General features: G+C 69.0%; 23 protein-coding genes and 1 pseudogene. 17 read left to right on the top strand and 7 right to left on the bottom strand.

The genetic code is table 11. From position 1 onward, the window contains the following. Positions 1 to 537 precede the first annotated feature (537 nt). The 6 genes from OIE13_RS09870 to OIE13_RS09845 all read left to right on the top strand — a co-directional run bounded on the left by OIE13_RS09870 (position 538) and on the right by OIE13_RS09845 (position 4,559). Positions 538 to 747, top strand: a complete 210-nt coding sequence (locus OIE13_RS09870) for an MbtH family protein (protein WP_326640854.1) — start codon at positions 538 to 540, stop codon at positions 745 to 747. A 41-nt stretch (positions 748 to 788) separates the two neighbouring features. Then, positions 789 to 1,040, top strand: a complete 252-nt coding sequence (locus OIE13_RS09865; RefSeq protein WP_326640856.1) for an acyl carrier protein — start codon at positions 789 to 791, stop codon at positions 1,038 to 1,040. Between the two features lie 31 nt (positions 1,041 to 1,071). Continuing rightward, positions 1,072 to 2,292 (top strand): beta-ketoacyl-[acyl-carrier-protein] synthase family protein, encoded by a 1,221-nt coding sequence (locus tag OIE13_RS09860; RefSeq protein WP_326829906.1) that lies wholly within the window; start codon positions 1,072 to 1,074, stop codon positions 2,290 to 2,292. Next, positions 2,289 to 3,380: a beta-ketoacyl synthase N-terminal-like domain-containing protein gene (locus OIE13_RS09855; RefSeq protein WP_326640860.1), complete on the top strand. Its 1,092-nt coding sequence runs from the start codon at positions 2,289 to 2,291 to the stop codon at positions 3,378 to 3,380. The genes OIE13_RS09860 and OIE13_RS09855 overlap by 4 nt, the downstream gene beginning before the upstream one ends. A gap of 1 nt (position 3,381) precedes the next feature. Beyond that, positions 3,382 to 3,711 (top strand): hypothetical protein, encoded by a 330-nt coding sequence (locus tag OIE13_RS09850; RefSeq protein WP_326829905.1) that lies wholly within the window; start codon positions 3,382 to 3,384, stop codon positions 3,709 to 3,711. A 149-nt stretch (positions 3,712 to 3,860) separates the two neighbouring features. Then, on the top strand, positions 3,861 to 4,559 hold the full coding sequence (locus OIE13_RS09845; RefSeq protein ID WP_326640864.1) for a 2-hydroxychromene-2-carboxylate isomerase: 699 nt from the start codon (positions 3,861 to 3,863) through the stop codon (positions 4,557 to 4,559). A gap of 126 nt (positions 4,560 to 4,685) precedes the next feature. Here OIE13_RS09845 and OIE13_RS09840 read toward each other — a convergent pair whose 3' ends face one another. Then, positions 4,686 to 5,636 carry a glucosyl-3-phosphoglycerate synthase gene (locus OIE13_RS09840; protein ID WP_326640866.1) on the bottom strand — a complete coding sequence of 317 codons (951 nt, stop codon included), beginning with the start codon at positions 5,634 to 5,636 and terminating at the stop codon, positions 4,686 to 4,688. A 131-nt stretch (positions 5,637 to 5,767) separates the two neighbouring features. On the opposite strand from OIE13_RS09840, the gene OIE13_RS09835 reads away from it, so the two are divergent. Then, complete coding sequence (locus OIE13_RS09835) at positions 5,768 to 7,612, top strand: hypothetical protein (RefSeq protein WP_326829904.1); 1,845 nt, start codon at positions 5,768 to 5,770, stop codon at positions 7,610 to 7,612. Positions 7,613 to 7,635: 23 nt separating this feature from the next. Here the strand turns inward: OIE13_RS09835 and OIE13_RS09830 are convergent, their stop codons facing one another. Beyond that, positions 7,636 to 9,105, bottom strand: coding sequence for a helix-turn-helix domain-containing protein (locus tag OIE13_RS09830; protein WP_442811608.1), 1,470 nt, complete (start codon positions 9,103 to 9,105; stop codon positions 7,636 to 7,638). 401 nt (positions 9,106 to 9,506) lie between these two features. Here OIE13_RS09830 and aceA point away from each other — a divergent pair, with 401 nt between their 5' ends. Beyond that, positions 9,507 to 10,799, top strand: coding sequence for an isocitrate lyase (gene aceA, locus OIE13_RS09825; protein WP_326640872.1), 1,293 nt, complete (start codon positions 9,507 to 9,509; stop codon positions 10,797 to 10,799). Positions 10,800 to 11,010: 211 nt separating this feature from the next. Here the strand turns inward: aceA and mihF are convergent, their stop codons facing one another. Continuing rightward, on the bottom strand, positions 11,011 to 11,319 hold the full coding sequence (gene mihF / locus OIE13_RS09820; RefSeq protein WP_326640874.1) for an integration host factor, actinobacterial type: 309 nt from the start codon (positions 11,317 to 11,319) through the stop codon (positions 11,011 to 11,013). A gap of 163 nt (positions 11,320 to 11,482) precedes the next feature. On the opposite strand from mihF, the gene OIE13_RS09815 reads away from it, so the two are divergent. The 4 genes and pseudogenes from OIE13_RS09815 (at position 11,483) to OIE13_RS09800 (ending at position 13,209) form a co-directional block, all read left to right on the top strand. Next, positions 11,483 to 11,656 carry a hypothetical protein gene (locus OIE13_RS09815; protein ID WP_326640877.1) on the top strand — a complete coding sequence of 58 codons (174 nt, stop codon included), beginning with the start codon at positions 11,483 to 11,485 and terminating at the stop codon, positions 11,654 to 11,656. 322 nt (positions 11,657 to 11,978) lie between these two features. Further along, complete coding sequence (locus OIE13_RS09810) at positions 11,979 to 12,266, top strand: HU family DNA-binding protein (RefSeq protein ID WP_030909250.1); 288 nt, start codon at positions 11,979 to 11,981, stop codon at positions 12,264 to 12,266. Positions 12,267 to 12,564: 298 nt separating this feature from the next. After that, positions 12,565 to 12,681: pseudogene (locus OIE13_RS09805) on the top strand (GntR family transcriptional regulator); the annotation flags it as partial. A 42-nt stretch (positions 12,682 to 12,723) separates the two neighbouring features. Next, positions 12,724 to 13,209, top strand: coding sequence for a UTRA domain-containing protein (locus OIE13_RS09800; protein WP_326830276.1), 486 nt, complete (start codon positions 12,724 to 12,726; stop codon positions 13,207 to 13,209). A gap of 93 nt (positions 13,210 to 13,302) precedes the next feature. Here OIE13_RS09800 and OIE13_RS09795 read toward each other — a convergent pair whose 3' ends face one another. The 3 genes from OIE13_RS09795 to OIE13_RS09785 all read right to left on the bottom strand — a co-directional run bounded on the left by OIE13_RS09795 (position 13,303) and on the right by OIE13_RS09785 (position 17,182). Beyond that, on the bottom strand, positions 13,303 to 13,722 hold the full coding sequence (locus OIE13_RS09795; RefSeq protein WP_326640882.1) for an ester cyclase: 420 nt from the start codon (positions 13,720 to 13,722) through the stop codon (positions 13,303 to 13,305). A gap of 394 nt (positions 13,723 to 14,116) precedes the next feature. Then, the gene (locus tag OIE13_RS09790) at positions 14,117 to 15,721 is read right to left on the bottom strand and encodes a serine/threonine-protein kinase (RefSeq protein ID WP_326640884.1); all 1,605 of its coding nucleotides are present in this window, start codon (positions 15,719 to 15,721) and stop codon (positions 14,117 to 14,119) included. 324 nt (positions 15,722 to 16,045) lie between these two features. Further along, complete coding sequence (locus OIE13_RS09785) at positions 16,046 to 17,182, bottom strand: alpha/beta hydrolase fold domain-containing protein (RefSeq protein ID WP_326640886.1); 1,137 nt, start codon at positions 17,180 to 17,182, stop codon at positions 16,046 to 16,048. 76 nt (positions 17,183 to 17,258) lie between these two features. Here OIE13_RS09785 and OIE13_RS09780 point away from each other — a divergent pair, with 76 nt between their 5' ends. Genes OIE13_RS09780 through OIE13_RS09770 form a run of 3 tightly spaced genes read left to right on the top strand, consistent with a single transcriptional unit; the run spans position 17,259 to position 19,820 of the window. Then, positions 17,259 to 18,245: an ABC transporter permease gene (locus OIE13_RS09780; protein WP_326829903.1), complete on the top strand. Its 987-nt coding sequence runs from the start codon at positions 17,259 to 17,261 to the stop codon at positions 18,243 to 18,245. Between the two features lie 33 nt (positions 18,246 to 18,278). Further along, positions 18,279 to 19,067, top strand: coding sequence for an ABC transporter permease (locus OIE13_RS09775; protein ID WP_326829902.1), 789 nt, complete (start codon positions 18,279 to 18,281; stop codon positions 19,065 to 19,067). Positions 19,068 to 19,070: 3 nt separating this feature from the next. Beyond that, positions 19,071 to 19,820: an ABC transporter ATP-binding protein gene (locus OIE13_RS09770; RefSeq protein WP_326829901.1), complete on the top strand. Its 750-nt coding sequence runs from the start codon at positions 19,071 to 19,073 to the stop codon at positions 19,818 to 19,820. Positions 19,821 to 19,899: 79 nt separating this feature from the next. Here the strand turns inward: OIE13_RS09770 and OIE13_RS09765 are convergent, their stop codons facing one another. Further along, positions 19,900 to 20,307, bottom strand: coding sequence for a hypothetical protein (locus OIE13_RS09765; protein ID WP_326640892.1), 408 nt, complete (start codon positions 20,305 to 20,307; stop codon positions 19,900 to 19,902). Positions 20,308 to 20,474: 167 nt separating this feature from the next. Here OIE13_RS09765 and OIE13_RS09760 point away from each other — a divergent pair, with 167 nt between their 5' ends. Next, positions 20,475 to 21,002: an MFS transporter gene (locus tag OIE13_RS09760; RefSeq protein WP_326829900.1), complete on the top strand. Its 528-nt coding sequence runs from the start codon at positions 20,475 to 20,477 to the stop codon at positions 21,000 to 21,002. 43 nt (positions 21,003 to 21,045) lie between these two features. Beyond that, a complete protein-coding gene (locus OIE13_RS09755; RefSeq protein WP_326640896.1) occupies positions 21,046 to 21,786 on the top strand; it encodes a YcnI family copper-binding membrane protein in 741 nt (246 codons plus the stop codon). The last annotated feature ends 22 nt before the right edge of the window (positions 21,787 to 21,808 follow it).

Here is a 21,808-nt window from a genome sequence, read left to right as displayed (position 1 = left end):
AAGAACCCGTCGACCGCCACAAGTCCGCCGTGCACACCGATCTCGTCGAACCAGCGCATGACTTACCTGAGTGCCGGATATAACGGAGAAAGTCGGCGCCGCCGCCTTACCGGACATAGACGACCCTCAATCACAGAAAGTGGCCCTCAACGGAGGCTTGACTCACCGAAGCGTACGATATCCGGTCGCTTCTAAGGGAATCACTAGTGATTTCCTTGATTGGTCCTCGATATAGTCACTTTCGTCGTGAGCCTAGGGAGTCGTTCATGTCCGGCACGGCGGTACCAGCCCCACGGAAGGCTGGACGCGCGGCGGCTACCCGAGCCGGCGTCGGCGGCAACTGTAACTATCGCAGACGCAGTGGACGTCAGTGAGCGGGTGTTCACAGCGAGCCAATCAACTAACCGGCCGACGCGGGCGCGTGACGTCGCGCGGGCCGTGCTGTGGCCGGCTTCTGATGAGTCAAGGGACGTCACCGATTCGGTGGTCGCCGTCACCCGCGACTTTGCCGTCCACTGAGAGATAGGGAGCACTTGGATGACCAATCCTTTTGATGACGAGGCCGGCACGTACCTGGTGTTGGTCAACGCCGAGGGCCAGCACAGTTTGTGGCCGGAGTTCGCAGCCGTGCCCGACGGCTGGCGTCAGGTGTTCGGGCCGGGCAGCCGGGAGCAGGCGCTGAGGTTCGTCACCGAGAACTGGACCGACATGCGGCCCCTGTCACTGATAGCCCTGCACAACACCTGAACGAACCGCGTTTCCTTCCGGCAGAGATCAAGGAGCACAAGATGACCGCCATAACCAACGAGCGTGCCGCCAGGATCAGGGAGATCGTCTGCGAGGTCCTGGAGCTTGAAGAGGACGAGGTTACCGAATCCAGTCTGTTCATCGAGGACCACGAGGCCGACTCGCTGCGGGCGATCGAGATCCTCGCCGCGCTGGAGAAGGAGTTCCGGATCGTCATCGAGCAGTCCGAGCTGCCCAGAATGATCAACATCAACGGCGTCTACGAGGTAACCGCCGAAGCTGCCGGCTGGTAGGCCCGAAACCGCGAAAGCAGGAGGAAGCCCCGTGAACAGGGTGGTGCTTACCGGGTTTGGGGTGGTATCCAGCATCGGGTTGGGGAGCGCGGAGTTCGCGGAGGGACTACGGGCCGGCCGTAGCGGCGCCAGGCCGATCTCCGTGTTCGACACCTCGGGCTTCGAGCACGCCAACGGTTGCCAGGTCATGGGATTCGACCCGACCGTCTGGCTGCGCAACATCGATCCGGCCACGTTGGGCAGGGCAAGTCAGTTCTCCGCCGCCGCGGCGAGGATGGCGGTCACCGACGCGGGACTGGACGAGAAAGAACTGGCCGGCAAGCGTGGACTGGTCACCGTCGGCACCACCAACGGAGAGCCGTTCGACCTCGACGTGTTGATGGAGCCACGGATCGCTGAGGGGGTGAGGGCAACGGCCCCGGCGACGAGCCGCTGGGTCCCCCCTCTAATGTTGTCCATCTCCATCGCTCGCGAGCTGCGTATGAGCAACGTCAGCGCATACACCATCGGCACGGCCTGCGCTGCGGGCAACTACGCCATCGGCGACGGCTTCGATGCCGTGCGCTCGGGTGACGTCGAGTTCGCCTTGTGCGGTGGCGCGGACGCCATGTGCCGCAAGACCTTTGCCTCGTTCTACCGGCTGGGCGCCATCGCACCGCAGGTCTGCCAACCCTTTGACGCTGATCGTAGAGGCATCCTGACCGGTGAGGGCGCGGGCGTGCTGGTGATGGAGAGCCTGGACTCCGCGCTGGCACGTGGTGCCCGCATCTACGCCGAGGTGCTTGGCTACGGCCTGAACTGCGACGCATACCATCAGGTGGCGCCGAACCAATCCAGCATCGAGCGCTGCATGAGGCTGGCGCTGGACGACGCAGGAGTCAAGCCCCACGAGGTGGACCTGGTCTCCGCGCACGGCACCGGCACGCAGGCCAACGACATCACCGAATCTCGGGCCGTCCGCCAGGTCTACGGCGACAAGCCGCCGCGCACCGTCTCGATCAAGTCCATGCTGGGCCACACCATGGGCGCCGCGAGCGCGCTGGGCTCCATCGCGTGCGCACTGGCCATCACGCATGGATTCATCCCGCCGACCATCAACCATCGAGTCACCGACCCCGGGTGCGAGATCGACTGCGTGCCCAACACGTCGGTCGCCGCCGACTTGCGCGTGGTGCAAAACAACGGGCTGGCGTTCGGCGGCAACAACGCCAGCGTGATCCTCGGCAAATACGTCAAAGAGGATGGCCGGTGAACGCCCCACCTCTGCTCTCCGCCCGGCCTGTGATCACGGCATGGTCCGCGGTGTCGCCGTTCGGCCTCGGCCGGCAGTCCTTCGTGGACGGTGTTTCCACGGCCAAGCCCACCGTGGCTCCGCTCGACCGCGAGCTGTGGCCGGGACCTGCGACCACCGCCTGCCTGGTCCCGGACTTCTCCGCGAAGGACGTCTTGGGGCGCAAGGGAACCCGTTCGATGGATCGGGTGACGGGCCTGGCGGTGAGCACGGTCAGGTTGGTGTTGAGCGACGCCGAGGGCAATCAGGTCGTAGAGACGGGCACCGACACAGCACTGGTGCTGGGCACCACAATGGGCAGCGCGCAGTCTGCGATGGATTTCGCCCGGGAGTCCTCCGCCGCCGAACTGCCCTACCAAGTGGACCCGGGCCGGATGCTGAACACGGTGATGAACAGCGCCGCGGGCCAATGCGCTATCTGGCACCAATTACGCGGACCCAACGCCACGCTCGCCGGCGGTGACACCGCGGGTCTGCTCGCGATGGACTACGCCCGCCGACTGCTCGACAACAACCGGGCACGCAAGGTCCTTGTCGGCGCGGCGGAGGAGTACTCCAGCGTACGGGCCTGGCTGCACCACCATTACGGTGGAACCTCCACCCTCGGCGAGGGCTGCGCGTTCTTCCTCGTAGAGCCGCTGGCCGGCATCGGCGAGGGCCGTGAGCCGCTGGCCGAGGTGCTGGCCATCGGGTCGCGGGTCTACCTGGACCAAGACCCGCGGGCCACACTCGAGTCGCTTGTCCGCGGCGCACTGTCCAGCGTGCCGGCCGCGCCGGGTGACGTTTGGGCTGCATCGGGCTCGATGACGGGCATCGAGGGCGACCACGAGCAGGCGGTCCTGCGGCGAATGTTCGGTGATGACGCCGTGCAGCGGCTGCCGGCGACAGACCTGCTGGGCGACACCGGCGCAGCGTCGTCGGCGTTTCGCATCGCGACGGTGCTCAGTGTGGCCAGGCGTTCGCCGGAGGCCGCCGGAAAACTCGCGGTCGTCACAGCCGTCGACAACCACGGCGTTGTGGCCTGCGCCCTGCTCCGATTGGCGAGATGACATGACGCCGCCGGTGAATCGTAGTGCGATCAGCCCGGTTACCGGACAGATACACCTGTTGTCCGGCAACGAGGTGGCGATCACGATCAGCCCGGACGAGCCGGTGTTCGCCGGTCACTACCCCGGATTCCCGATCTTCCCCGGCATGTGCGTGGTGGAGGTGGTGCATCGCGGAGCGCTTCTCACGGCGCCGGCGGAGGCGGGCGAGACCGTGATCTTTGAAGGTGAATGCGTCGTGCGCGGCGAGCTCGTGTTCACCGTGTCCAAAATGGTGGTGGCCTACCGCCCCGCCGAACAACTGCGTGCAGCGACAGGCGGACATGACCATTGAGTCCAGGGTCGCCATTGTCAGCGGCGGCTCTCGGGGTATCGGCCGTGCGGGAGTGGGGCGCCCGCGTAGAAGCCGGCCTCGGTCCAATCTTCTTGCCGCAGGAGACGTTGTGCAGTCAATGAACGCGATAGAAACGGACTGATGATTCGATGGCCAAACCCAAGCGGCTGAAGTGGTACTTCTCACTGCGTAGCCCGTATTCCTGGATCGCCTATCGTGACCTGCTCGCGCACCACCCGGACGTTCTGGCCGCCGTAGAGTGGCTACCGATGTGGGAACCCGGTGAGGAGTGCTCGCGTCTGGTGGCCGAGCAGGGGATCGAACTGCCCTACACGGTCATGTCCAAGGCAAAACACCTCTACATCCTCCAGGACGTACGTCGGCTGGCCCGGGCCAGAGGGCTGACCATGACCTGGCCTGTCGACAAGGACCCGGAATGGGACGTGGCACACCTCGGCTACCTGGCGGCGCTGGACGAGGGCAAGGGCGAGGAGTTCGTCGCGGCGACCTACCGCGCCCGCTGGGAGAACGGCCTCAACATCTCCGATCCTGACGTTGTCGCCGCTGTCGCCAAGGAGATCGGCCTCGACCCGGTCCGCATCGCGGGTGCCCATGAGGATCCATTGATGCAGGCGCGGAGCGTTGCCTACCTGAAGAATATCGAGAAGGACGGCGTGTTCGGAGTGCCCATGTTCATGAACGGGCGCGACAAGTTCTGGGGCGCCGACCGGGTACTGGACTTCGTGGCATCGGTCCGTGGCACATGGGCGCCGCAGCCCGAGCCGATCGAGACGGTGGTGCCGCCGGCCGCAGCCGGAGACGCCGGCCACGCGGGCGGTTGCGGCTGACCGACCGCCGCGCCCGATCTCGGCGCGAAGGCTGTTAACGGCGCCTCTGCCGCTCCACCGGCCAAACGGCCATCGCCCGCGTCGAGGGCTCCGTGCACCGCCCGGAAGCACGCTCGTACGGCGTGGTCAGCGAGCGGAGCGATAGGCGGGAACAGTGATCATCGGCGGGCGTTCGGCAACGGCGACGTCCCGGACGCTCACCTGGTGGCCGCTCGCGCCCCGGCGGAACTGGGCCAGGCGGGGAGAGGGGCTGTGCAGGGACACCATCATGTTCTGGCGCTCCAGGCGCGACCAGGAGGTCTGCAGGATCTGGGCGGCCATCCCGCCAAGCGCCTCCGTCGACTGATGGGAGTGGACCCGGCGGCCCAGGTCGACCTGGGCCAGGGCGTCGAGCCCGGCGAGGTCGAGCAGATCGATCAGCAAGCCGAGCTCCACGCCGTAGCCGGTGACGAAGGGAACGCTCTCCAGCACGGACCTGCGCCCGGCGTACTCTCCGGCGAGGGGTTGCACGAATCCGGCCAGCAGCGGCCAGTGCAGGTTGAGCAGGGGGCGCGCGACGAGCTCGGTGACCCGGCCGCCGCCGCTCTGCACGTTCTGCAGGGGCCGGTCGTAGCAGCCCTTGACGTAGACCACCGCCGGATCGGCCAGCAGCGGGCCGAGCAGCCCGGTCACGAAGGACGTACGGAACTCGCGCAGGTCGGCGTCGATGAACACGATCAGGTCACCGGAGGTCACAGCGAGGGACTTCCACAGTGCCTCGCCCTTGCCGTCCAACGGCTTGAGGTCGGGCAGGACCTCGTCCTGCGCGATCACCGTCGCCCCGGCACGCGCGGCGCTTCCGGCGGTGTCGTCGACGGAGCGGGAGTCGATGACCACGAGCTCGTCGACGAGCGGCGCGGCCTCCATGAGATCGTGGCGGATCGCGGTAACGATCTCCCCGACCGTCTCCTCCTCGTCGCGTGCGGGCAACACGACGCTGATCGTCGTCTCACCCTTGGCTCTCAGCAGCTCCGGCAGCGACCAGTCGCCCGAGGATGAGGTGCGCCCGCTCAGCCATGCCTCGACCTCAGGCAGCACAGCCCACCCTTCCCATCACCTCGGTACTTACGGGTATCACCTTATGTGGCGCTGATTCCGTACAAGTACCGGCTCCCGTCCTCGCCCCACAGGTGGGAAGATCAGTCCAGTCCGGCACGAGGAGGGAAGGCATGGACCCGGTAGCCGTGATGCGGGCGGCGCGCGCTGTCCGCGACGAGCTTGACAGCTTGATGGGCGGTGCCTCCGCTGAGCTTCGCGACCGGCTGGATCCTCTGCTGGCCGAGGCCGGCAGCCGTCCTCCCGGGCAACTGGCCGACGCGATCGTCATGCTGATCGCCCAGTACGGCCCCGCCTGGAACCGGCTCTCCGCACTGCTGAACCTGGAGCACGGCCTCGCCGCCGAGCAGGTGATCCCCATGCTCGCCGACACGGGCGGGCAGACGCACCCGCCGCAGGACCGGGGCGGGGACGCGTACGACGGTGGATACGACGACATACCCTCCACCGGCGCCATGAGCGTCGACTGGATACCCCCCGGCCATGCGGCGGGCCCCGCGTCATCGCAGGCATCGCAGGCACCGCAGGCACCGCAGGCACAGGCACCACCGACGCCGCCCGAGCCGCTCGCCGCCTCACGGGTTCCCGCCGGGAACCGAGGCCCCTCGGTGCTCGACCGGCTGACCGGGGCCTTCCGCAGGCGGCGCGGGGATGCGCCCGCCCCGGCGCCCGGGTCCGAGTGGGAGGGGGTCCCGCTGATCGAGGCACCCACCGAGTCGGTCTCGGGCTGGGGCACGGAGGTGTCGATCGGCGTCGCCCCCGGCCAGGGGCGGGACGGCACCGCGGCACCGCGCGAGCCGGTCGAGCTGGACATCCAGCTCGTCGCCGAGGGCTTCGACGCACCGGCTGGGTGGCGGGTGCGGCTGCGCGCAGACGCGGCGTCACCGTACCCCCGCGCGGCGGTCAACCTCATCGCCCTCGCGCAGGAGGGGCCCGAGGTCGCCCGGCAGATCCAGACGATCCACTCGGTGCGCGGCCAGGTGGTCGGGTTCGGCCTGCGTGCGATCACGGTCCACGGCTCGCCCGGCAGGCTCGGCCTGGAGGAGGCGCCGGAGCCGGTCTCCGGCACCCGTATCCGTCCGGCCCTCCTGGGCGAGCCGGCGGACGTCACGGCGGTCATCGTCCACGGTGATGAGCCGGGGCGGCTGTGGTGGACCTACCGGTCGCCGCACTTCGTCACCCCCGACCGGGCCGAGTTCTGCGACCTCGGCATGCGGGCCTCGGAGTTCGGCCGGAACCTGACCGGGCAGGGCCGCCTCTCCGAGGAACTGGGACGGAAGGTCGGCTCGCGTGTGCCTCGGGGGTTCTGGGAACTGCTGAACGCGGTGGCCGGCCGGGTGGCACCGCGCCGGCCGAGCGTGCTGATCCTCTCCCAGGAACCGCACGTGCCCTGGGAACTGGCCGCACTGGAGCACCCGTACGACCCGTCGCTCCCCCGCTATCTGAACTGCCAGACGGTGACCGGCCGCTGGCCCCTCGGCGGCCGGCGCCCCGAACTGCCTCCCCCGGTGAGCGCACGGGCGGATCATGTCGCGGTGGTGTACGACGAGGCACAGGCACATCCGCTGGTGACCGAGTACGGCGCCGTGCAGGTCTCCCCCGCGCTCGGCGACATCCTGGGCGTACTCGGCCAGGGGCCGGACATCGTCCACCTCACGGCCGGCGGATCCGCGGCCGAGGCGCTGGGCCGTGACCTGACCGGTGCCCCGTTCGTCTTCCTGGAGGAACCGGGGGACGCCCAGGCGTTCCTGCTCGCGGGCGCGAGCGGGGTCGTCGAACCGCTCTGGCCGGTCGGCGGGGGCCTGGCGCGGGAGTTCTACCGGCGCTGCTTCACCGGTGAGCCCCCGGCCGAGGTGCTGCGGTCCATGCGCGGGCAGGACCCCGACAGCGCGGGCGCCTACCGGTTCCACGGCCACCCGTCCCTGACGCTGCGCCGGACGGCCCCGCCCTCGGGATGACACACCGTGCCCGGACCGCGTGCTCAGCTGATGGCGTGGCGCTCCAGGAAGGTGTAGACATCGGCCTCGTCGACACCGGGGAAGGATCCGGGCGGCAGCGCGGCCAGGATGTGGGAGTTGCCCCGGGCCGAGGGCCAGGCGTAGCCCTCCCAGCGCTGGGTCAACTCGGCGGGCGGGCGGCGGCAGCAGTCTCCGGTGGGGCAGTCCGACTTGGTACGGCTGGTGGTCTCGCGCCCGCGAAACCAGCGCGACTCCCGGTACGGGACGCCCAGGGTGATGGCGAAGTCGCGCTCGCGCGACGGGTCGACGTGGGCGACGCAGAAATAGGTGCCGGTGGGCGAGTCGGAGTACTGGTAGTAGACGGAGAAGCGGTCGGGTGACAGGAAGACCTGGCGTCCGGACCACTGCAGGCACATGCGCTGGCCCTCGATCGCGCCCTGCTCGTCGGCGGGGAAGACGATGCCGTCGTTCTCGTACGCCTTGTAGATGATCCCGCCGGCGTTGTTGCGGACGAAGTGGCAGCTCAGGTCGAGGAAGTGGGTGGCCAGGTTGGTGAAACGGTGCGCGGCCATCTCGTAGGAGACGGCGAACACGTCGCGCAGGTCCTCCACGCTCAGCGCCCGGTCCTTCTTGGCCTCCCTCAGGTACGGCACGGCGGCCGCCTCGGGCACCAGGATGGCGGCGGCGAAATAGTTGGCCTCGGTCCGCTGACGCAGGAAGTCCGCGAAGTCGCGGGGCTTGTGGTGGCCGAGGGAGAGATGTCCGAGGGTCTGCAGCAGGATCGTGCGGGGGGTGTGCATGCCGACCTGCTCGTGCTTGACGTAGATCCGCCGGTTGCGCAGGTCGGAGATGGAGCGCACGGTGAGCGGCAGGTCCTGGACCGTCTGCACGGTGTAACCGAAGTGGCCGACCAGCGCCTGGACGGTGCTCTGCGACAGCGCTCCGGAACGGTAGCCGACCGCGGCGAGCGCCTCGGCGGCGGCCTGCTCGATCTCCGCGAAGTAGTTGCCCTGCTCACGCTGCTTGCGGCGGAGCTCGGCGTTCGCGGCACGGGCCTCCTCGGGGGTGGCGGTCCCTCTGGCCTGGCGTGAGCGCAGCTCCCCGTAGAGGCCGAGGATGTGTTCGAGCACGTCGTTGGGGACGCGAGCGGAGACCTTCAGCCTGGCCAGGCCGAGCCCGGCGTACAGGGGGTCACGCTGCGCCTCCTCCAGGGCCATCTCCAGCTGTGCCCGGCGGTTCGGGGCCTGCCTGCGGAGCAGTTCCTCGATCGGCACGCCGAGCGCGGCGGCCAGGGACTTCAGCAGCGACAACTTCGGCTCGCGTTTGCCGTTCTCCAGCAGGGAAAGCTGGCTGGGCGCGCGGTTCACGCGTTCTCCCAGGTCGGACAGGGTGAGGCCGCGCTGCTTGCGCAAGTGCCGGAGGCGCTGGCCGAACGCGATGAGATCGAGCTCCTGCGTCAAGGAAAGCGGTTCTTCACCCACCAAAGATGCCATAGCACGATGCTAAACGAAATTTCCCGGGAAATTTCACCACCTCACCTGCCACCTGAGAGAGCGCCGCCGTACCCGCGCCGGGAGTGCCGGTCGGCTCCTCAGGGCGGGGAGGCGAGACCGTGATCTTCAAGGCGACGCGAAGGTCGGCGCCGAAGGGTGCCGGGGGGCGAAATCCCGGAGCGACGACCTCCTGCGGCTCGCAGCCGGCAAGCCGCAAAGCGCGCCACCGGAATTGGTCTAGTCCATAGCGAAAACTATGAAGTTCTTCCCATCTGAATACCGGCGAGTATTGACAACAGGAGAAGAATCTTCATTTTTTCGCGAGAACCGGCCTTGTTTGACCGTTTCGTCGGGGCACACACTCGAAGTAAGGCACCCAGGGGACGAAAAGGAGTTACACCATGAGTGATCGCCTCAAGGGAGCCGCAGACGAGCTGCGGCGCGAGTGGGAGAACAACCCTCGCTGGAAGGGCACCGAGCGGACGTACACGGCCGAGGACGTGGTTCGACTCAGGGGGTCCGTCCAGGAGGAGCACACTCTCGCCCGGCTCGGCGCCGAGCGGCTGTGGGACCTGCTGAACAACGAGGACTACGTGCACGCCCTGGGCGCACTGACCGGCAACCAGGCCGTGCAGCAGGTCAAGGCCGGCCTGAAGGCGATCTACCTGTCAGGCTGGCAGGTCGCCGCGGACGCCAACCTCGGCGCGCAGACCTACCCCGACCAGAGCCTCTACCCGGCCAACTCGGTTCCGGCCGTGGTCCGCCGGATCAACAACGCGCTGCTCCGCGCGGACCAGATCACCTGGTCGGAGGGCGACCACGACGCGCCGCACTGGCTGGCGCCGATCGTGGCCGACGCGGAGGCCGGCTTCGGCGGCGTGCTGAACGCCTTCGAGCTGATGAAGGGCATGATCGCCGCGGGTGCCGCGGGCGTGCACTGGGAGGACCAGCTCGCCTCGGAGAAGAAGTGCGGCCACCTGGGCGGCAAGGTGCTCATCCCCACCGGCCAGCACATCAAGACCCTCAGCGCCGCCCGCCTGGCCGCGGACGTGCTGGGCGTGCCGACCCTGGTCATCGCGCGGACCGACGCCCAGGCCGCGACGCTCCTGACCACCGACGTCGACCCCCGTGACCAGGCGTTCACCACCGGCGACCGCACCGCGGAGGGCTTCTACCGGGTCCGCAACGGCGTGGACGCCTGCATCGCCCGCGGCCTGGCCTACGCGCCCCACTCCGACCTGCTCTGGATGGAGACCTCCACCCCGGACCTGGACGTGGCCCGCGAGTTCGCCGAGGCCATCAAGGCCGAGTACCCCAACCAGATGCTGTCCTACAACTGCTCGCCCTCGTTCAACTGGAAGAAGCACCTGGACGACTCCACCATCGCCAAGTTCCAGCGCGAACTCGGTCACATGGGCTACAAGTTCCAGTTCATCACGCTGGCGGGCTTCCACTCGCTGAACCACTCGATGTTCAACCTCGCCCGAGGCTACGCCGAGGACGGCATGACCTCCTACGTCGAGCTCCAGGAGGCCGAGTTCGCCGCCGAGGCTCGCGGCTACACCGCCACCCGCCACCAGCGCGAGGTCGGCACCGGATACTTCGACCTGGTCAGCACGGCCATCGCGCCGGATTCCTCCACCACGGCCCTGAAGGGGTCGACGGAGGAGGAGCAGTTCGCAGAGGCTCACTGACTCTCCGGACCGAGCTCGCCCAGACGACTTCCGGGGCATGGAACGGTTCCCCGGGCGAGCGCGATGATCAGGTCGTCGGATGAGGCCCCGCCGTACGGATCTCCCCCGAATCCGTACGGCGGGGCCTCCCCGTATCCGTCCCGCGCTCCGCGGCATGACCGGTGTGAGGGCGGCGTGCCCCGCGCGCGATCGCGGGGGGAGGGGCAGCGCCTCAGCGGCCGACGGCCTCGATGAGCTTGCGGCGCTGCTGAGCGCCGAGGCCGCCCAGGCGGCGTGCCTCGTCCACGTCGGCCTGCGCCATCAGCTGCGCGGCCTTGACCGTTCCAACTCCGGGCAGCGCCCGGAGAGCCTGCGACACCTTGATCCGCCTGGCGATGTCGTCATCGCGGCCAAGCAGCTGCTCCAGGCTGAGGGCGCCGTTCTTGACCTCGGCGAGAAGCTTGGCACGGGCCGTGCGGGTCTCGGCGGCCTTGACCAGGGCGGCCTGACGCTGTTCGGGGGTGAGCTTGGGCAAAGCCATGGTGTTTTCTCCCTGATGACGGTAATTCCAGCGTCCTGTTACCCAAAGCGACTGGGTTAATCATCGGAGAGCCTACGGATAGATCCATAAGGTCCGTACTGTGCATCACGATATGCCTGTTTGGTTACCCCGCCCTTACCCGGCCCTCCGTAGCCTCGGGCTCATGGGTATCTGGCGAAGCCCTCAGGGCATAGAGGTTGAGGCCATCGTGGTTCACGACGGCCCCTGTCTGCTGGTCACCCGCCGGATCGACGGGCGGCGGGTTCTCGTGGCGTACTGCATGAGCATCCGCGAGGTTGGAGAGCACGTCGATCTGGCGGAGCTCGTCCCGGCGTAGCGGACCCCACCTATGCGAACGCTCAGGGTCGGCACACAGCCGAGTCCAGTCCGGTACGGCTGTCAACTTCTGCGACCGCTGGGGCGTCAGAATGGTCAGGGAGGCTCGATGGATGTTCTGGTCGGCCTCGTTGACGAAGATCTCCGCCTGGAGCTCATCCTCGTCGAGGCACTGCACACCGAGGCGGAACGGCTGGCCGCCCAGCCCGACCGCTGAACGGGGGCGGGTGCCCGTCCCACGAACCGGGCGGGCACCCGTCCCACCGGCGACCGATGAAGGACGGGGCTCGATTCACCGGGCGGTGATGGCGTTAACTGTCCCCATGAACAAGCGCGAGCTGATCGAGAAGGCCGCCGCAGAGGCCGGGCTCACCCGACGGCAGACGGCCGCGGCTCTCGACGCCATCCTGGGGACGATCCAGACGGCGGTGGCGGCCGAGGACAAGGTGGCGATCCCCGGGTTCGGATCCTTCGAGATCGTCCACAAACCCGCACGGACCGGGCGCAACCCGCAGACCGGCGAGCCACTGGAGATCGCGGAGACCTGGACGGCGAAGTTCAAGCCCAGCCCGGGGTTCATGGGCCTGATCCGCCAGCGTAAGAAGGACTGACACCCTTAGGTCACGACCCCGCGGGGCACGGTCCTGTGGGTCATGGTCCGCGCGGATACGACCACCGTGCGAGCTCCCGTCCGGTCCACCAAGTGTGATCTCACTCACGCCCACAGATCTCCGTCATCCCGGCGACCCGCGCGAAAACTCCGCCCCCGCCCCGTATTTCGCCACCGGACACCCCCGGGACCCGTGCCGTACACCTGGCCGCCGTGACCCGAATGTCACATCGAGCTTCTTGTAGCCCAGACGTCTCCCAAGGAAGGTTGCACCTCAGACGTTTAAGGTCCAGCCAGGAGACCGGCTGCCGACCGAGCAGGATCTCTCCGAGATGCTGGACGTGAGCCGCGGCACCGTCCGCGAGGCGCTGGGCGTCCTGGCCATCGAGGGCGCGGTGGTCCGGCGCTGGGGAATCGGCACGTTCCTCGCCGGCACCCGCGACCTGGCGCCGCTGAGCATGTCGAAGATCCTCGCCTACCGTGACCGTATCCAGATGGCGGGGCACACGGCCGAGCTGGTCACGTCGTCGTGCGACACCGTGCCGAGCCCGCCCGCGGCGGCCGAGGCGCTGGGCCTACCGGCGCGGTCGCCCGTGTGGCAGGTGACGCGGATCTTCAGCGTCGACGACGTGCGGGCCGCGTACATGCGGGACTACGTACCGCTGAAGATCGGCGCCAACGAGATCGACCCGAGTCCGATGCTCGGTATCGACACCGACCTGTTCATGTTCCTCGACCGGGTCGTCCTGCGCCCGGCCGCCCAGGTGATCACCGACCTCGAAGCCGTGCTCGCCTCCGATCAGGGGGCCGACGCGTTGCGCGTCCCCGTGGGCTATCCCCTGGCCCGGACGCTGCAGACCGTTTTCGGACACGGTGACGTGCCGCTCGTCTACGGCGTCGCCCTGCACCGCACCGACATCGTGCGAATCCGCATCACCCGCTGATCCGGCGTTTCCGGAGGGAGCCGCTCCGCTTCGACGTGTGCGGGCTCTCAGTCGCGTACCGCGCGTGCGGACCGGCGGCCGTCGAGTAGGAGGTCACTCACATGGGAGACCGAGTTGGGCGCGCAACTCTGACTGATCGAAGTAGAGGCGCAGGCTCACGATGAGCCTGTTCTCAATCGTGCAGATATAGCAGCAGCGTATCGACACGGAGCGACCCGTCGCCGTGATCACTTGGCCATCGGGCAACATGTACGGTCCCATATGGGTGCCCACCATCAACAGCTCGTCGATCGTCACATCCTCGACGTCGAACGACTCCACGACCACTGCGCGAACGTCCGGAAAGGCTTCCCAAAACTGTTCTAGGTATGAGGCGAGTTCTTCGTGCCCTTGGGACAGGCCTTCTGGGCTGACGGTCACCCCGATCGGACTGACGGTGCGCAGCAGCGCATCCATGTCATGGGCGTTGAACGCGGCGGTGTACCTGTCGCGCACTTCCCGGGCATCGGTCATGGTTTCGCCCTCCTCGCCGCGAGTGGATGCATACGACGCGGCTTTCTCTCCCCCGGCAGGCCGCCTCTTGAAGGAGGCCTATTGGGTAGATTGCCGCGATGACTGGGGCAAACACCTCACGGAACCCGCTACTGCTCCGCTCCTCACCGGAGGGCGCGAACGCGCGGCCGAAAACCTGAGGCCGTCAGGACGGCCTCCCCGGCCTCCCGGGCCGGTGTGGATCCGTGCTTCCGATGCCGTCCAGCAGGGTCCGGCCGACCACCCGGACCGACGCCGCTCAACTCCACCGCACCGGGCACAGGCTCGCCCATCGGTCTCCCCTCCGCCTCGGTTCGCGGCGCCCGCTTTACCCGATCCAGCAATATTTTCCCGTAAATCACCCGAAACAGGCTATTCAGCCCATCTGCACAGAAGGGCTGGGAATGGGCGGAGTGATGGTCGTCCCCGAGGGAGCGGGAGCGGTGGGCGTCGGGGACGGACTCTCCCCGTCCCCGGTCTGCGGGATCTGGGTGAAGGAGGGCTTGGGACCACCCGATGCCGTCGGGCAGTCCCTGTTCCTGCCCCTGCCCTTCGCGGTCGTGTCCGCGCAGTCCTGCCCGTCGTCACCGCCGCCGGGAGAGCCGCCTGAGCCGCGCGGACGCTCCGGCATCGGTTCCTCGCGGCCGTCACGGCCGTCATGGCCGCCTCGGCCGCCTCGGCCGTCGTGGCCGGCGATGGGCAGCGAGACGGTCCGGGTGGTGGTGATCTGGACCGTGGAGGGGGTGACCGGAAGGGCTGTCCGCGGCCTGCCGGCGGACGGCCGGGTGCCACCGTGGAAGACGGAGCCGGAGGGCGTGCCGTCGGCGGGCAGGACCGGCGGCACCGGCTCGGGCATCCCCGAACCGGTGCCGCCGGAGCCGATCCCGCCGCCGGCCGCGGCGGCCACGGTGACCGCCGCCATGGAGACCGTGGCCAGCGCCGCGAAGCCGGCCTGCGACAGGTGCGCGCCCTTGCTCGGCCTGGCCCTGCGCGAAGCCCTGGCGGAGGCCTCCACCGGAACCGAGGGCTCGTCATGGAACGAGGACGGAACCGCGAGTCGCACCCTCCCGGCTCCCGGCGTGTGGGGCACCGGCGTCCAGATCTCCGCCAGCACCTCCGCGACCGCCTCGCGCAGGTCCCACGGATCACCCACACCACCCGCGGCGAGCAGCGCGCCGAGCAGGTCGGCGGCCCCCGGCCGGTCGGCGGGGTTCTTGGCCAGGGAGGCCTCGACGGCCGGGCGCAGCAGCGCGGGCACCGAGGCCACCCTCGGCGGCTCGACCATGATGCGCCGGGTCAGCACGTCCACCTCGCCCGTGCCGAAGGGGTGGTGGCCACCGGCCGCGTAGGCCACCAGGCAGCCCCAGGCGAAGATGTCGGAGGCGGGCAGCGCGAGCCCGCCGGTGAGCCGCTCCGGGGCGACCCAGCCGGGACTGCCCATGACCTGCCCCGCCTGCGTGTGCGCGGCGAGGACGTCGATGTCCCTGGCGATGCCGAAGTCGATCACCCGGGGACCGGTGTCCGACAGCAGCACGTTGCCCGGTTTCAGATCTCGGTGAACCAACCCCGCCTCGTGCACCGCGACCAGCGCGGCGGCCACCCCCAGGGCGACGCCGTAGGCCAGATCGGGGGTGAGCGGGCCGTGCGCGGAGACCACCTGGGAGAGCGCGGGGCCCGGAACGTACTCCGACACCAGATATGGGCGGTCCTTGTCCGTACCGTCCTCGATGACCGCGGCGGTACAGAAAGGCACCACTCTCCGGGAGAATCTCACTTCCTCGGCGAAACGGGCGCGGAGCGTGGCATCGTTGAGGTGCATCGGATGCGGGGTCTTGATCGCCACCACTCCGCCCTGCGGATGTTCGGCCAGATAGACGATGCCCATGCCGCCTGTTCCGAGGCGGCCGAGCAGAAGATAACGGCCGATGATGACCGGGTCCCCGACGGTCAGCGGCCGCACACCGGCCGGCATACCGTTCATGGGATCTGTTCCCCCACGTGCCATCCTCGTTGAGCCTCTCGTGCGCGGGCTACGGCAAGCACACTGTGACGGGATTCGAGCGCTCTTCGCTCCCGACAGGCCAGAAGGGATATGAGAGGTAAGGCGAATGATCCCCGGGGGTAAGAAATCCGTGGTGCACAGGATGCCTTTGAGCCTGGACGGGACGGCGTGACCAGCGGGAAAGGCCCGCGCTGCCGAGCACGGCCGGACGAGTCGCCGCCGGACATCGGGAACCCGGGCCGCGGCGAGCCCGCAGTCTCGGCGCGCTCAAGCGGCCGTGGCGCGCTCAGGCGATCGCGGCGATCAGGCGGCCGTGGAACCGGACTGTACGGGCGGGATCCGGAGAGCGGAGACGTCCTCGCCGGGAAGGCCTGGCGCCGGAAGGTCGGACACGGCAAGATCCGAGGCCACGAGATCCTGGGCGGCGAGGCCCTGGTCGGGTACGTCTCGGGCGAGAAGGTCCTGCGCGGCGACCTCTTGGTCGGGCAGGAGGTCCTGCGCGGCGTCGAGGAAGCGGGCGATGTGCGGATAGACCTCGCGGGCCTCGGGGACGACGTCGGCGAGGATGGCGAAGACGTGAGGCATGCGGGGCCACTCCTCGTACATGACCGACACCCCGGCCGCGCGGGCCCGCTCGGCCACCCGGCGGCCCTCGTCGCGCAGGACCTCGGTGGAGCCGGTGACGACCATCAGCGGCGGCAGGCCGGTGTAGTCGCCGAGGACCGGGGAGAGCAAAGGGTCGTGGGGGTCGAGACCCGCGGTCCAGCGGCGGGCGAGCCATTCGACGCTGCCGGCCGGGATCATCGGGTCGAGCGTCCGGTTGACCCTGCGGGGCACGTCGGTGAGATCCGTCCACGGCGACAGACACACGGCGGCGGCCGGCAACGGCATGTCCTGGTCGCGGAGCGCCAGGAGCGTGGCCAGGGTGAGGTGGCCGCCGGCTGAGTCCCCGCCGAAGACGATGTCGGCGGGGTGGTAACCGTGCTCCAGGAGGCACCGGTAGGCGGCGATCGCGTCCGCAAGGGCCTCGGCCGGCGTGTGGACCGGGCCCTGACGGTAGTCGACCGCCAGCACCGGCCGCCGGGTCGCGGCCGACAGGCGCCAGGTGATCGGCCGATGGGTGGCCGGGGAGCCGGCGAAATAGCCCCCGCCGTGGAAGTAGAGCAGGACCTTGCGCTCGTCGAGCTCCTCGCCCGCGCGGACCCACTCCCCCGGGCACGGCCCGGCCTCGTCAGGTGTCACGCGTACGTGGACCGGCAGGCGGAGCGGGACCCTGCCCGCCAGAGCGGCGATGCGGGAGGCCGCGACGAAACCGATGTCGGTTCTCAGCAGAAACTGGGAGGCGGGTTTGAAGGTGCCGCGCATGATCGCGTTGAGGGTCGCCGCCTGCCAGCTGAAGGGGTAGGCCGGGCTGACGTCCGTATTTATCTCATAGCGCATGGGGGACCTCCACAAAAGGACATTCCCCTCATAACACACTTTTAGTGGCGATACACATATCAAGAAGATTGCAAACATGTATCGAACAGATGTCCCCCCCTGGAAACACGACCGGATCCAGGCGGCACCCCCGCCGAAGCCCGACATCGGACCCGACCACCGCACGCCACCCGGATCCCGCGACGGGCCCGCATCCGATGCGCCGAAAATCCATTGCCCCTCCCCATGCCACCCAGGAAGATGGGAGGGTTGTCCTGACACCCACCGGGAGGCAGCCTTCCTGCTCTACGCGCGTATCGCCGGGTACGGCTTCCGCCGCCACTCCACCTACCGCGCCGCCGCCATCGCCGGAGCCTTCACCAACACCGTCTTCGGCATCCTCCGCGCCTACGTCCTGATCGCCCTCTGGCAGGCCCGCCCCGGCCTCGCCGGATACGACCTCGCCGACGCCGTCACCTTCTGCTTCCTCAGCCAGGCCTTCATCGGCCCGATGCAGGTCTTCGGCGGCGGCCTGGAGCTCTCCGAACGCGTACGCAGCGGAGACGTGGCCCTGGACCTGGTCCGCCCCGCGTCCCTGCAGATGTGGAGCCTCGCCGACGATCTCGGCCGGGCCGCCTACCTCCTCCTGCTGCGCAGCCTGCCTCCGACGGCCATCGGCGCCATGCTGTTCGGCCTCGTCGTGCCGGTCGACCCGATGACCTGGGTGTCGTTCACCGCCGGCCTCGGCCTCGGGGTGGTCGTCAGCTTCGCCCTGCGCTATCTGGTCGCACTGTCCGCCTGCTGGGTGGTCGACGACCGGGGCGTGCAGTCGCTGTCGCTGGTGACAACGCTCTTCTTCAGCGGCATGGTCCTGCCACTCAACCTCTTCCCCGGCTGGCTCGGCACCCTGGCCGAGGCGCTCCCCTGGTCGGCCATGGTCCAGGTCCCCGCCGACCTCTACCTCGGCAAGCGAGAGGTCCTGGAGGCCCTGGGGTTCCAGGCCGCCTGGGCGGTGGCGCTGCTGATCCTGGGAGCCCTGGCCACCGGCGCCGCCCGCAGAAAGGTCGTGATCCAGGGTGGGTGACGACGCGCGGAAGGCTGCCGGGCGGGACAGCCGATGGTGAGGACGTACCTCCTGCTGGCCTGGACCTGGCTACGAGCCTCGGCACAGTACCCGGGGCCGCTGATCATGATGCTGCTGGGTTCGTTCGCGGTCAACGCGCTGGACGTGGCGGCGATCTGGGTGATCTTCGAGCACACCGGGTCACTGGGCGGCTTCGGCCTGGCCGAGGTGATGTTCCTGTACGGCACCGCCGGCCTGTCCTTCGCCCTGGCCGACATGCTCTTCGGCAACGTCGACCGGCTCAGCCAGCACATCAGGAGCGGCAGCTTCGACACCATGCTGATCCGTCCGGCGAGCGCGTTCACGCAGATGGCCGTCGACCGCTTCAGCGTGCACCGCTTCGGCAGGACGGCACAGGCCGCCGTCGTGCTCGCCGTCGCGCTACCCCGGCTCGGCCTCGACCAGGGCAGGATCTGGATGATCCCGCTGATGGTCCTGTGCGGGATCGTCATCTTCGCCTCGGTCTTCACCCTTGGCGGGGCCATGCAGTTCCTGCTGATCAACGCCCCCGAGGTGGCCAACGCCTTCACCTACGGCGGCAGCACCCTCACCCAGTACCCGCTGAGCGTCTACGGCTCCGAACTCGTCAAGGGCGTCACCTTCGTCGTACCGCTGGCGTTCGTGAACTGGCAGCCCGCACTGTTCGTGCTCGACCGTGAGGACCCCTTCGGCCTGCCGTACTGGCTCCGCTTCGCCTCGCCCCTGGCGGCCGTCGCCCTGGCCGCCCTCGCCGCCCTCGCCTGGCGGACGGGCATCCGCCGCTACCGCTCGACGGGGAGTTGACACATGATCGAAGTTGACCGGGTCGGCCGCTCGTTCACCGCGGGCCGCCGCAGGGCCAGAAAGACCGTGCACGCCGTACGGGATCTGTCGTTCAGCGTGAAGGCCGGGGAGTTCGTCGGCTACCTCGGCCCCAACGGCGCGGGCAAGTCCACCACCATCAAGATGCTCACCGGCATCCTGGCGCCGACCTCCGGCAGCATCCGGGTGGCCGGGCTCGACCCGACGCGCCGCCGCACCGCGCTGGCGCGCAGGATCGGGGTGGTGTTCGGCCAGCGGACGACCCTGTGGTGGGATCTGCCGCTGCGGGACAGTTTTGAACTGATCCGACACCTTTACAAAGTAGATCGGTCGGATTTCCGGCGGCGGCTGGCCGAGTTGACCGAACTCCTCGGCCTCGACGGCTTCATGGGCACTCCGGTCCGCCAGCTCAGCCTCGGCCAGCGCATGCGCGGCGACATCACCGCCGCGCTCCTGCACGATCCAGCCGTGCTGGTGCTCGACGAGCCCACGATCGGCCTGGACGTGGTCAGCAAGGTCGCCATGCGCGACTTCCTGCTCCGCCTCAACGCCGAGCGCGGCACCACGGTCCTGCTCACCACCCACGATCTGGGCGACATCGAGAAGCTCTGCCGCCGCGTCATGCTGATCGACCACGGCAGCCTGGCCTTCGACGGCACCCTCGACGAGCTGCGCGCCACCGCCCCCAAGGAGAACTCCATGGAGGACGTGGTCGCCCGCCTGTACTCCGGCTGATCCTCAAGGCCCGAGTCCTCAAGGCCCGAGCAGGCCGGTGGCCGGGGGCTCAGCGATAGTCCCGCTCTCCGGACTCCTCCTACTCCTCCTCGTCCCGGAACCGCGGCGCCCAGCGGGATGGCATCAGCACCGGCAGGAACAGCAGAACGCCGAGGAGGGCATAGACACCGGTGGTCAGCAGCAGGCCCATGCCGCGCCCCGCCTGCAGGAGCAGCCGATGGAAGGCGGGGTCGTCGGGAATCAGGCCCATGGCGCGCCTGACGTCCAGGGCGTACACCACGGTCCAGGCGAGCAGCACCATCGACGGGACGAAGGTGGCCAGCGGGGAGACGCGGCCGGCGACCACCAGGCCGACCAGGAGGCCGATGGCGGCCATCACGCCGAGTGCGATCCAGATCTTCGAGTCGCTCTCCGCGGGAAGGGGCACCAGGCTCGCCCCCGCCTCCTGCACCGCCCAACCGGCGCCGAAGAGCAGCACCGCTGCCATAACCAATCCGACAAGCACCCCAGAAACGTGCCGCATCCCTACCACCTCGGATTGAAGGATCTGTCAGGATCGCGGCAACCATAGCGACAAAAATCTTAAAACGGCAGACATCGCAGAGGCGTGAGAGCATATGGGGCACCATGCGCGCCCGCCTCCCATTACGCCTCATGCGCGCGGCCGCCTTCTCGGCCGTCTGCGTGACGCTCGCCGTCCTCGGCCACGTGGTCGCGGGCGGTTCCGGGCCGGAGCCGTGGGCGGTGGCGGGCGGCGGGGCCGCGGTCATGGCGATCAGCGTGCTACTCGCCGGGCGCGAGCGGTCCACCGTGGCGATCAGCACCGGGCTGTCGGTCCTGCAACTGTCCCTGCACGAGTTGTTCCTCCTGGGCGGCGCCGCGGGGATTCCAGTGGCCCCGCACCCGCACGTCAGGGGGCTGGGCGAGAGTCTCGGCATGCTCCTCGCGCACCTCACCGCGACGCTGGTCACCGGATGGTGGCTGGCCCGCGGCGAGACCGCCCTGTGGGCGCTGCTCCGCTCGGCCCGGCACCGCCTCGGCGCGATGTTCCGGCTGCTGCCGCTCCCGGCTGAGGCCCCGGCTCCGCCGCGCTCCCCCCGTACCCCGGTCACGCCCGTCTTCGCGCGTGCCGTCCTCCGTCACTCCGTCAGCCGGCGCGGTCCTCCACTCCCCGCCGCCTGACCCATCCCCCCGAAATCATGAAATCCCGAAGTGGAGAACTCCCATGCCGCTTTTCCATGCCCGCCGCCTGGTCACCGTCGCCGCCGGTGTCACCGCCCTCACTCTCGGTCTCGCCCTGCCCGTTCTCGCGCACGTCACCATCAATCCCAACAGCGCCCAGCAGGGCGGCTTCACCAAGGTCGCCTTCCGGGTCCCGAACGAGCGTGACGACGCCTCGACGACCAAGCTGGAGGTGACCTTCCCCGTCGACCACCCGCTGGCGTTCGTCTCGGTCAAGCCGGTACCCGGGTGGAAGGTCAAGGTGCTGGAGGGCAAGCTGCCCAAACCGGTCACCACCGAGTACGGCGAGCTCACCGAGGCGGTCACGAAGGTCGTCTGGTCGGGTGGGCGGATCGAGCCCGGCCAGTTCCAGGAGTTCGAGGTGTCCATGGGCAAGCTGCCCACCGACACCGACCAGCTCGTCTTCCCCACCACCCAGACCTACACCGGTGGTGAGGTCGTCAAGTGGGCGGACGAGCCCAAGGCCGACGGTTCCGAGGTCGAACGGCCGGCCCCGGTGCTGAAGCTCACCCCCGCCTCCGCCGAGGGTGACGGTCACGACGCCTCCGCCTCCGCGACGCCGTCGGCCGTCGCCGCACCGGCCGCGCCGTCGGTGGCCCCCGCCTCCTCCTCCGAGGGCTCGGACGGAACCGCCCGCCTGCTCGGCGGGGCCGGCCTGGTGCTCGGGCTGGTCGGGACCGTGGTCGGCGCCCTCGGCCTGCGCCGCGGCGGCCGCGCCTCCTGATCCTGTGCGAGCCGGCCCCGGA

The sequence above is a fragment of the Streptosporangium sp. NBC_01810 genome (genome assembly GCF_035917355.1).
Classification (GTDB): Bacteria; Actinomycetota; Actinomycetes; order Streptosporangiales; family Streptosporangiaceae; genus Streptosporangium.
Note: the sequence above shows the minus strand (reverse complement) of the source record. Positions and strands in the feature narration are given on the sequence as shown.

Bases quoted from the DNA above. Each gene is read 5' to 3' on its own strand.
- OIE13_RS09865 (WP_326640856.1), top strand. From the start codon at position 789: ATGACCGCCATAACCAACGAGCGTGCCGCCAGGATCAGGGAGATCGTC.
- OIE13_RS09780 (WP_326829903.1), top strand. From the start codon at position 17,259: ATGTATCGAACAGATGTCCCCCCCTGGAAACACGACCGGATCCAGGCG.
- OIE13_RS09755 (WP_326640896.1), top strand. From the start codon at position 21,046: ATGCCGCTTTTCCATGCCCGCCGCCTGGTCACCGTCGCCGCCGGTGTC.
- mihF (WP_326640874.1), bottom strand. From the start codon at position 11,319: ATGGCTTTGCCCAAGCTCACCCCCGAACAGCGTCAGGCCGCCCTGGTC.
- OIE13_RS09830 (WP_442811608.1), bottom strand. From the start codon at position 9,105: ATGGCATCTTTGGTGGGTGAAGAACCGCTTTCCTTGACGCAGGAGCTC.
- OIE13_RS09785 (WP_326640886.1), bottom strand. From the start codon at position 17,182: ATGCGCTATGAGATAAATACGGACGTCAGCCCGGCCTACCCCTTCAGC.
- OIE13_RS09795 (WP_326640882.1), bottom strand. From the start codon at position 13,722: ATGACCGATGCCCGGGAAGTGCGCGACAGGTACACCGCCGCGTTCAAC.
- aceA (WP_326640872.1), top strand. From the start codon at position 9,507: ATGAGTGATCGCCTCAAGGGAGCCGCAGACGAGCTGCGGCGCGAGTGG.
- OIE13_RS09770 (WP_326829901.1), top strand. From the start codon at position 19,071: ATGATCGAAGTTGACCGGGTCGGCCGCTCGTTCACCGCGGGCCGCCGC.
- OIE13_RS09790 (WP_326640884.1), bottom strand. From the start codon at position 15,721: ATGAACGGTATGCCGGCCGGTGTGCGGCCGCTGACCGTCGGGGACCCG.
- OIE13_RS09870 (WP_326640854.1), top strand. From the start codon at position 538: ATGACCAATCCTTTTGATGACGAGGCCGGCACGTACCTGGTGTTGGTC.
- OIE13_RS09765 (WP_326640892.1), bottom strand. From the start codon at position 20,307: ATGGCAGCGGTGCTGCTCTTCGGCGCCGGTTGGGCGGTGCAGGAGGCG.
- OIE13_RS09835 (WP_326829904.1), top strand. From the start codon at position 5,768: ATGGACCCGGTAGCCGTGATGCGGGCGGCGCGCGCTGTCCGCGACGAG.
- OIE13_RS09760 (WP_326829900.1), top strand. From the start codon at position 20,475: ATGCGCGCGGCCGCCTTCTCGGCCGTCTGCGTGACGCTCGCCGTCCTC.
- OIE13_RS09810 (WP_030909250.1), top strand. From the start codon at position 11,979: ATGAACAAGCGCGAGCTGATCGAGAAGGCCGCCGCAGAGGCCGGGCTC.
- OIE13_RS09850 (WP_326829905.1), top strand. From the start codon at position 3,382: ATGACGCCGCCGGTGAATCGTAGTGCGATCAGCCCGGTTACCGGACAG.
- OIE13_RS09845 (WP_326640864.1), top strand. From the start codon at position 3,861: ATGGCCAAACCCAAGCGGCTGAAGTGGTACTTCTCACTGCGTAGCCCG.
- OIE13_RS09800 (WP_326830276.1), top strand. From the start codon at position 12,724: ATGTCGAAGATCCTCGCCTACCGTGACCGTATCCAGATGGCGGGGCAC.
- OIE13_RS09775 (WP_326829902.1), top strand. From the start codon at position 18,279: ATGGTGAGGACGTACCTCCTGCTGGCCTGGACCTGGCTACGAGCCTCG.
- OIE13_RS09815 (WP_326640877.1), top strand. From the start codon at position 11,483: ATGGGTATCTGGCGAAGCCCTCAGGGCATAGAGGTTGAGGCCATCGTG.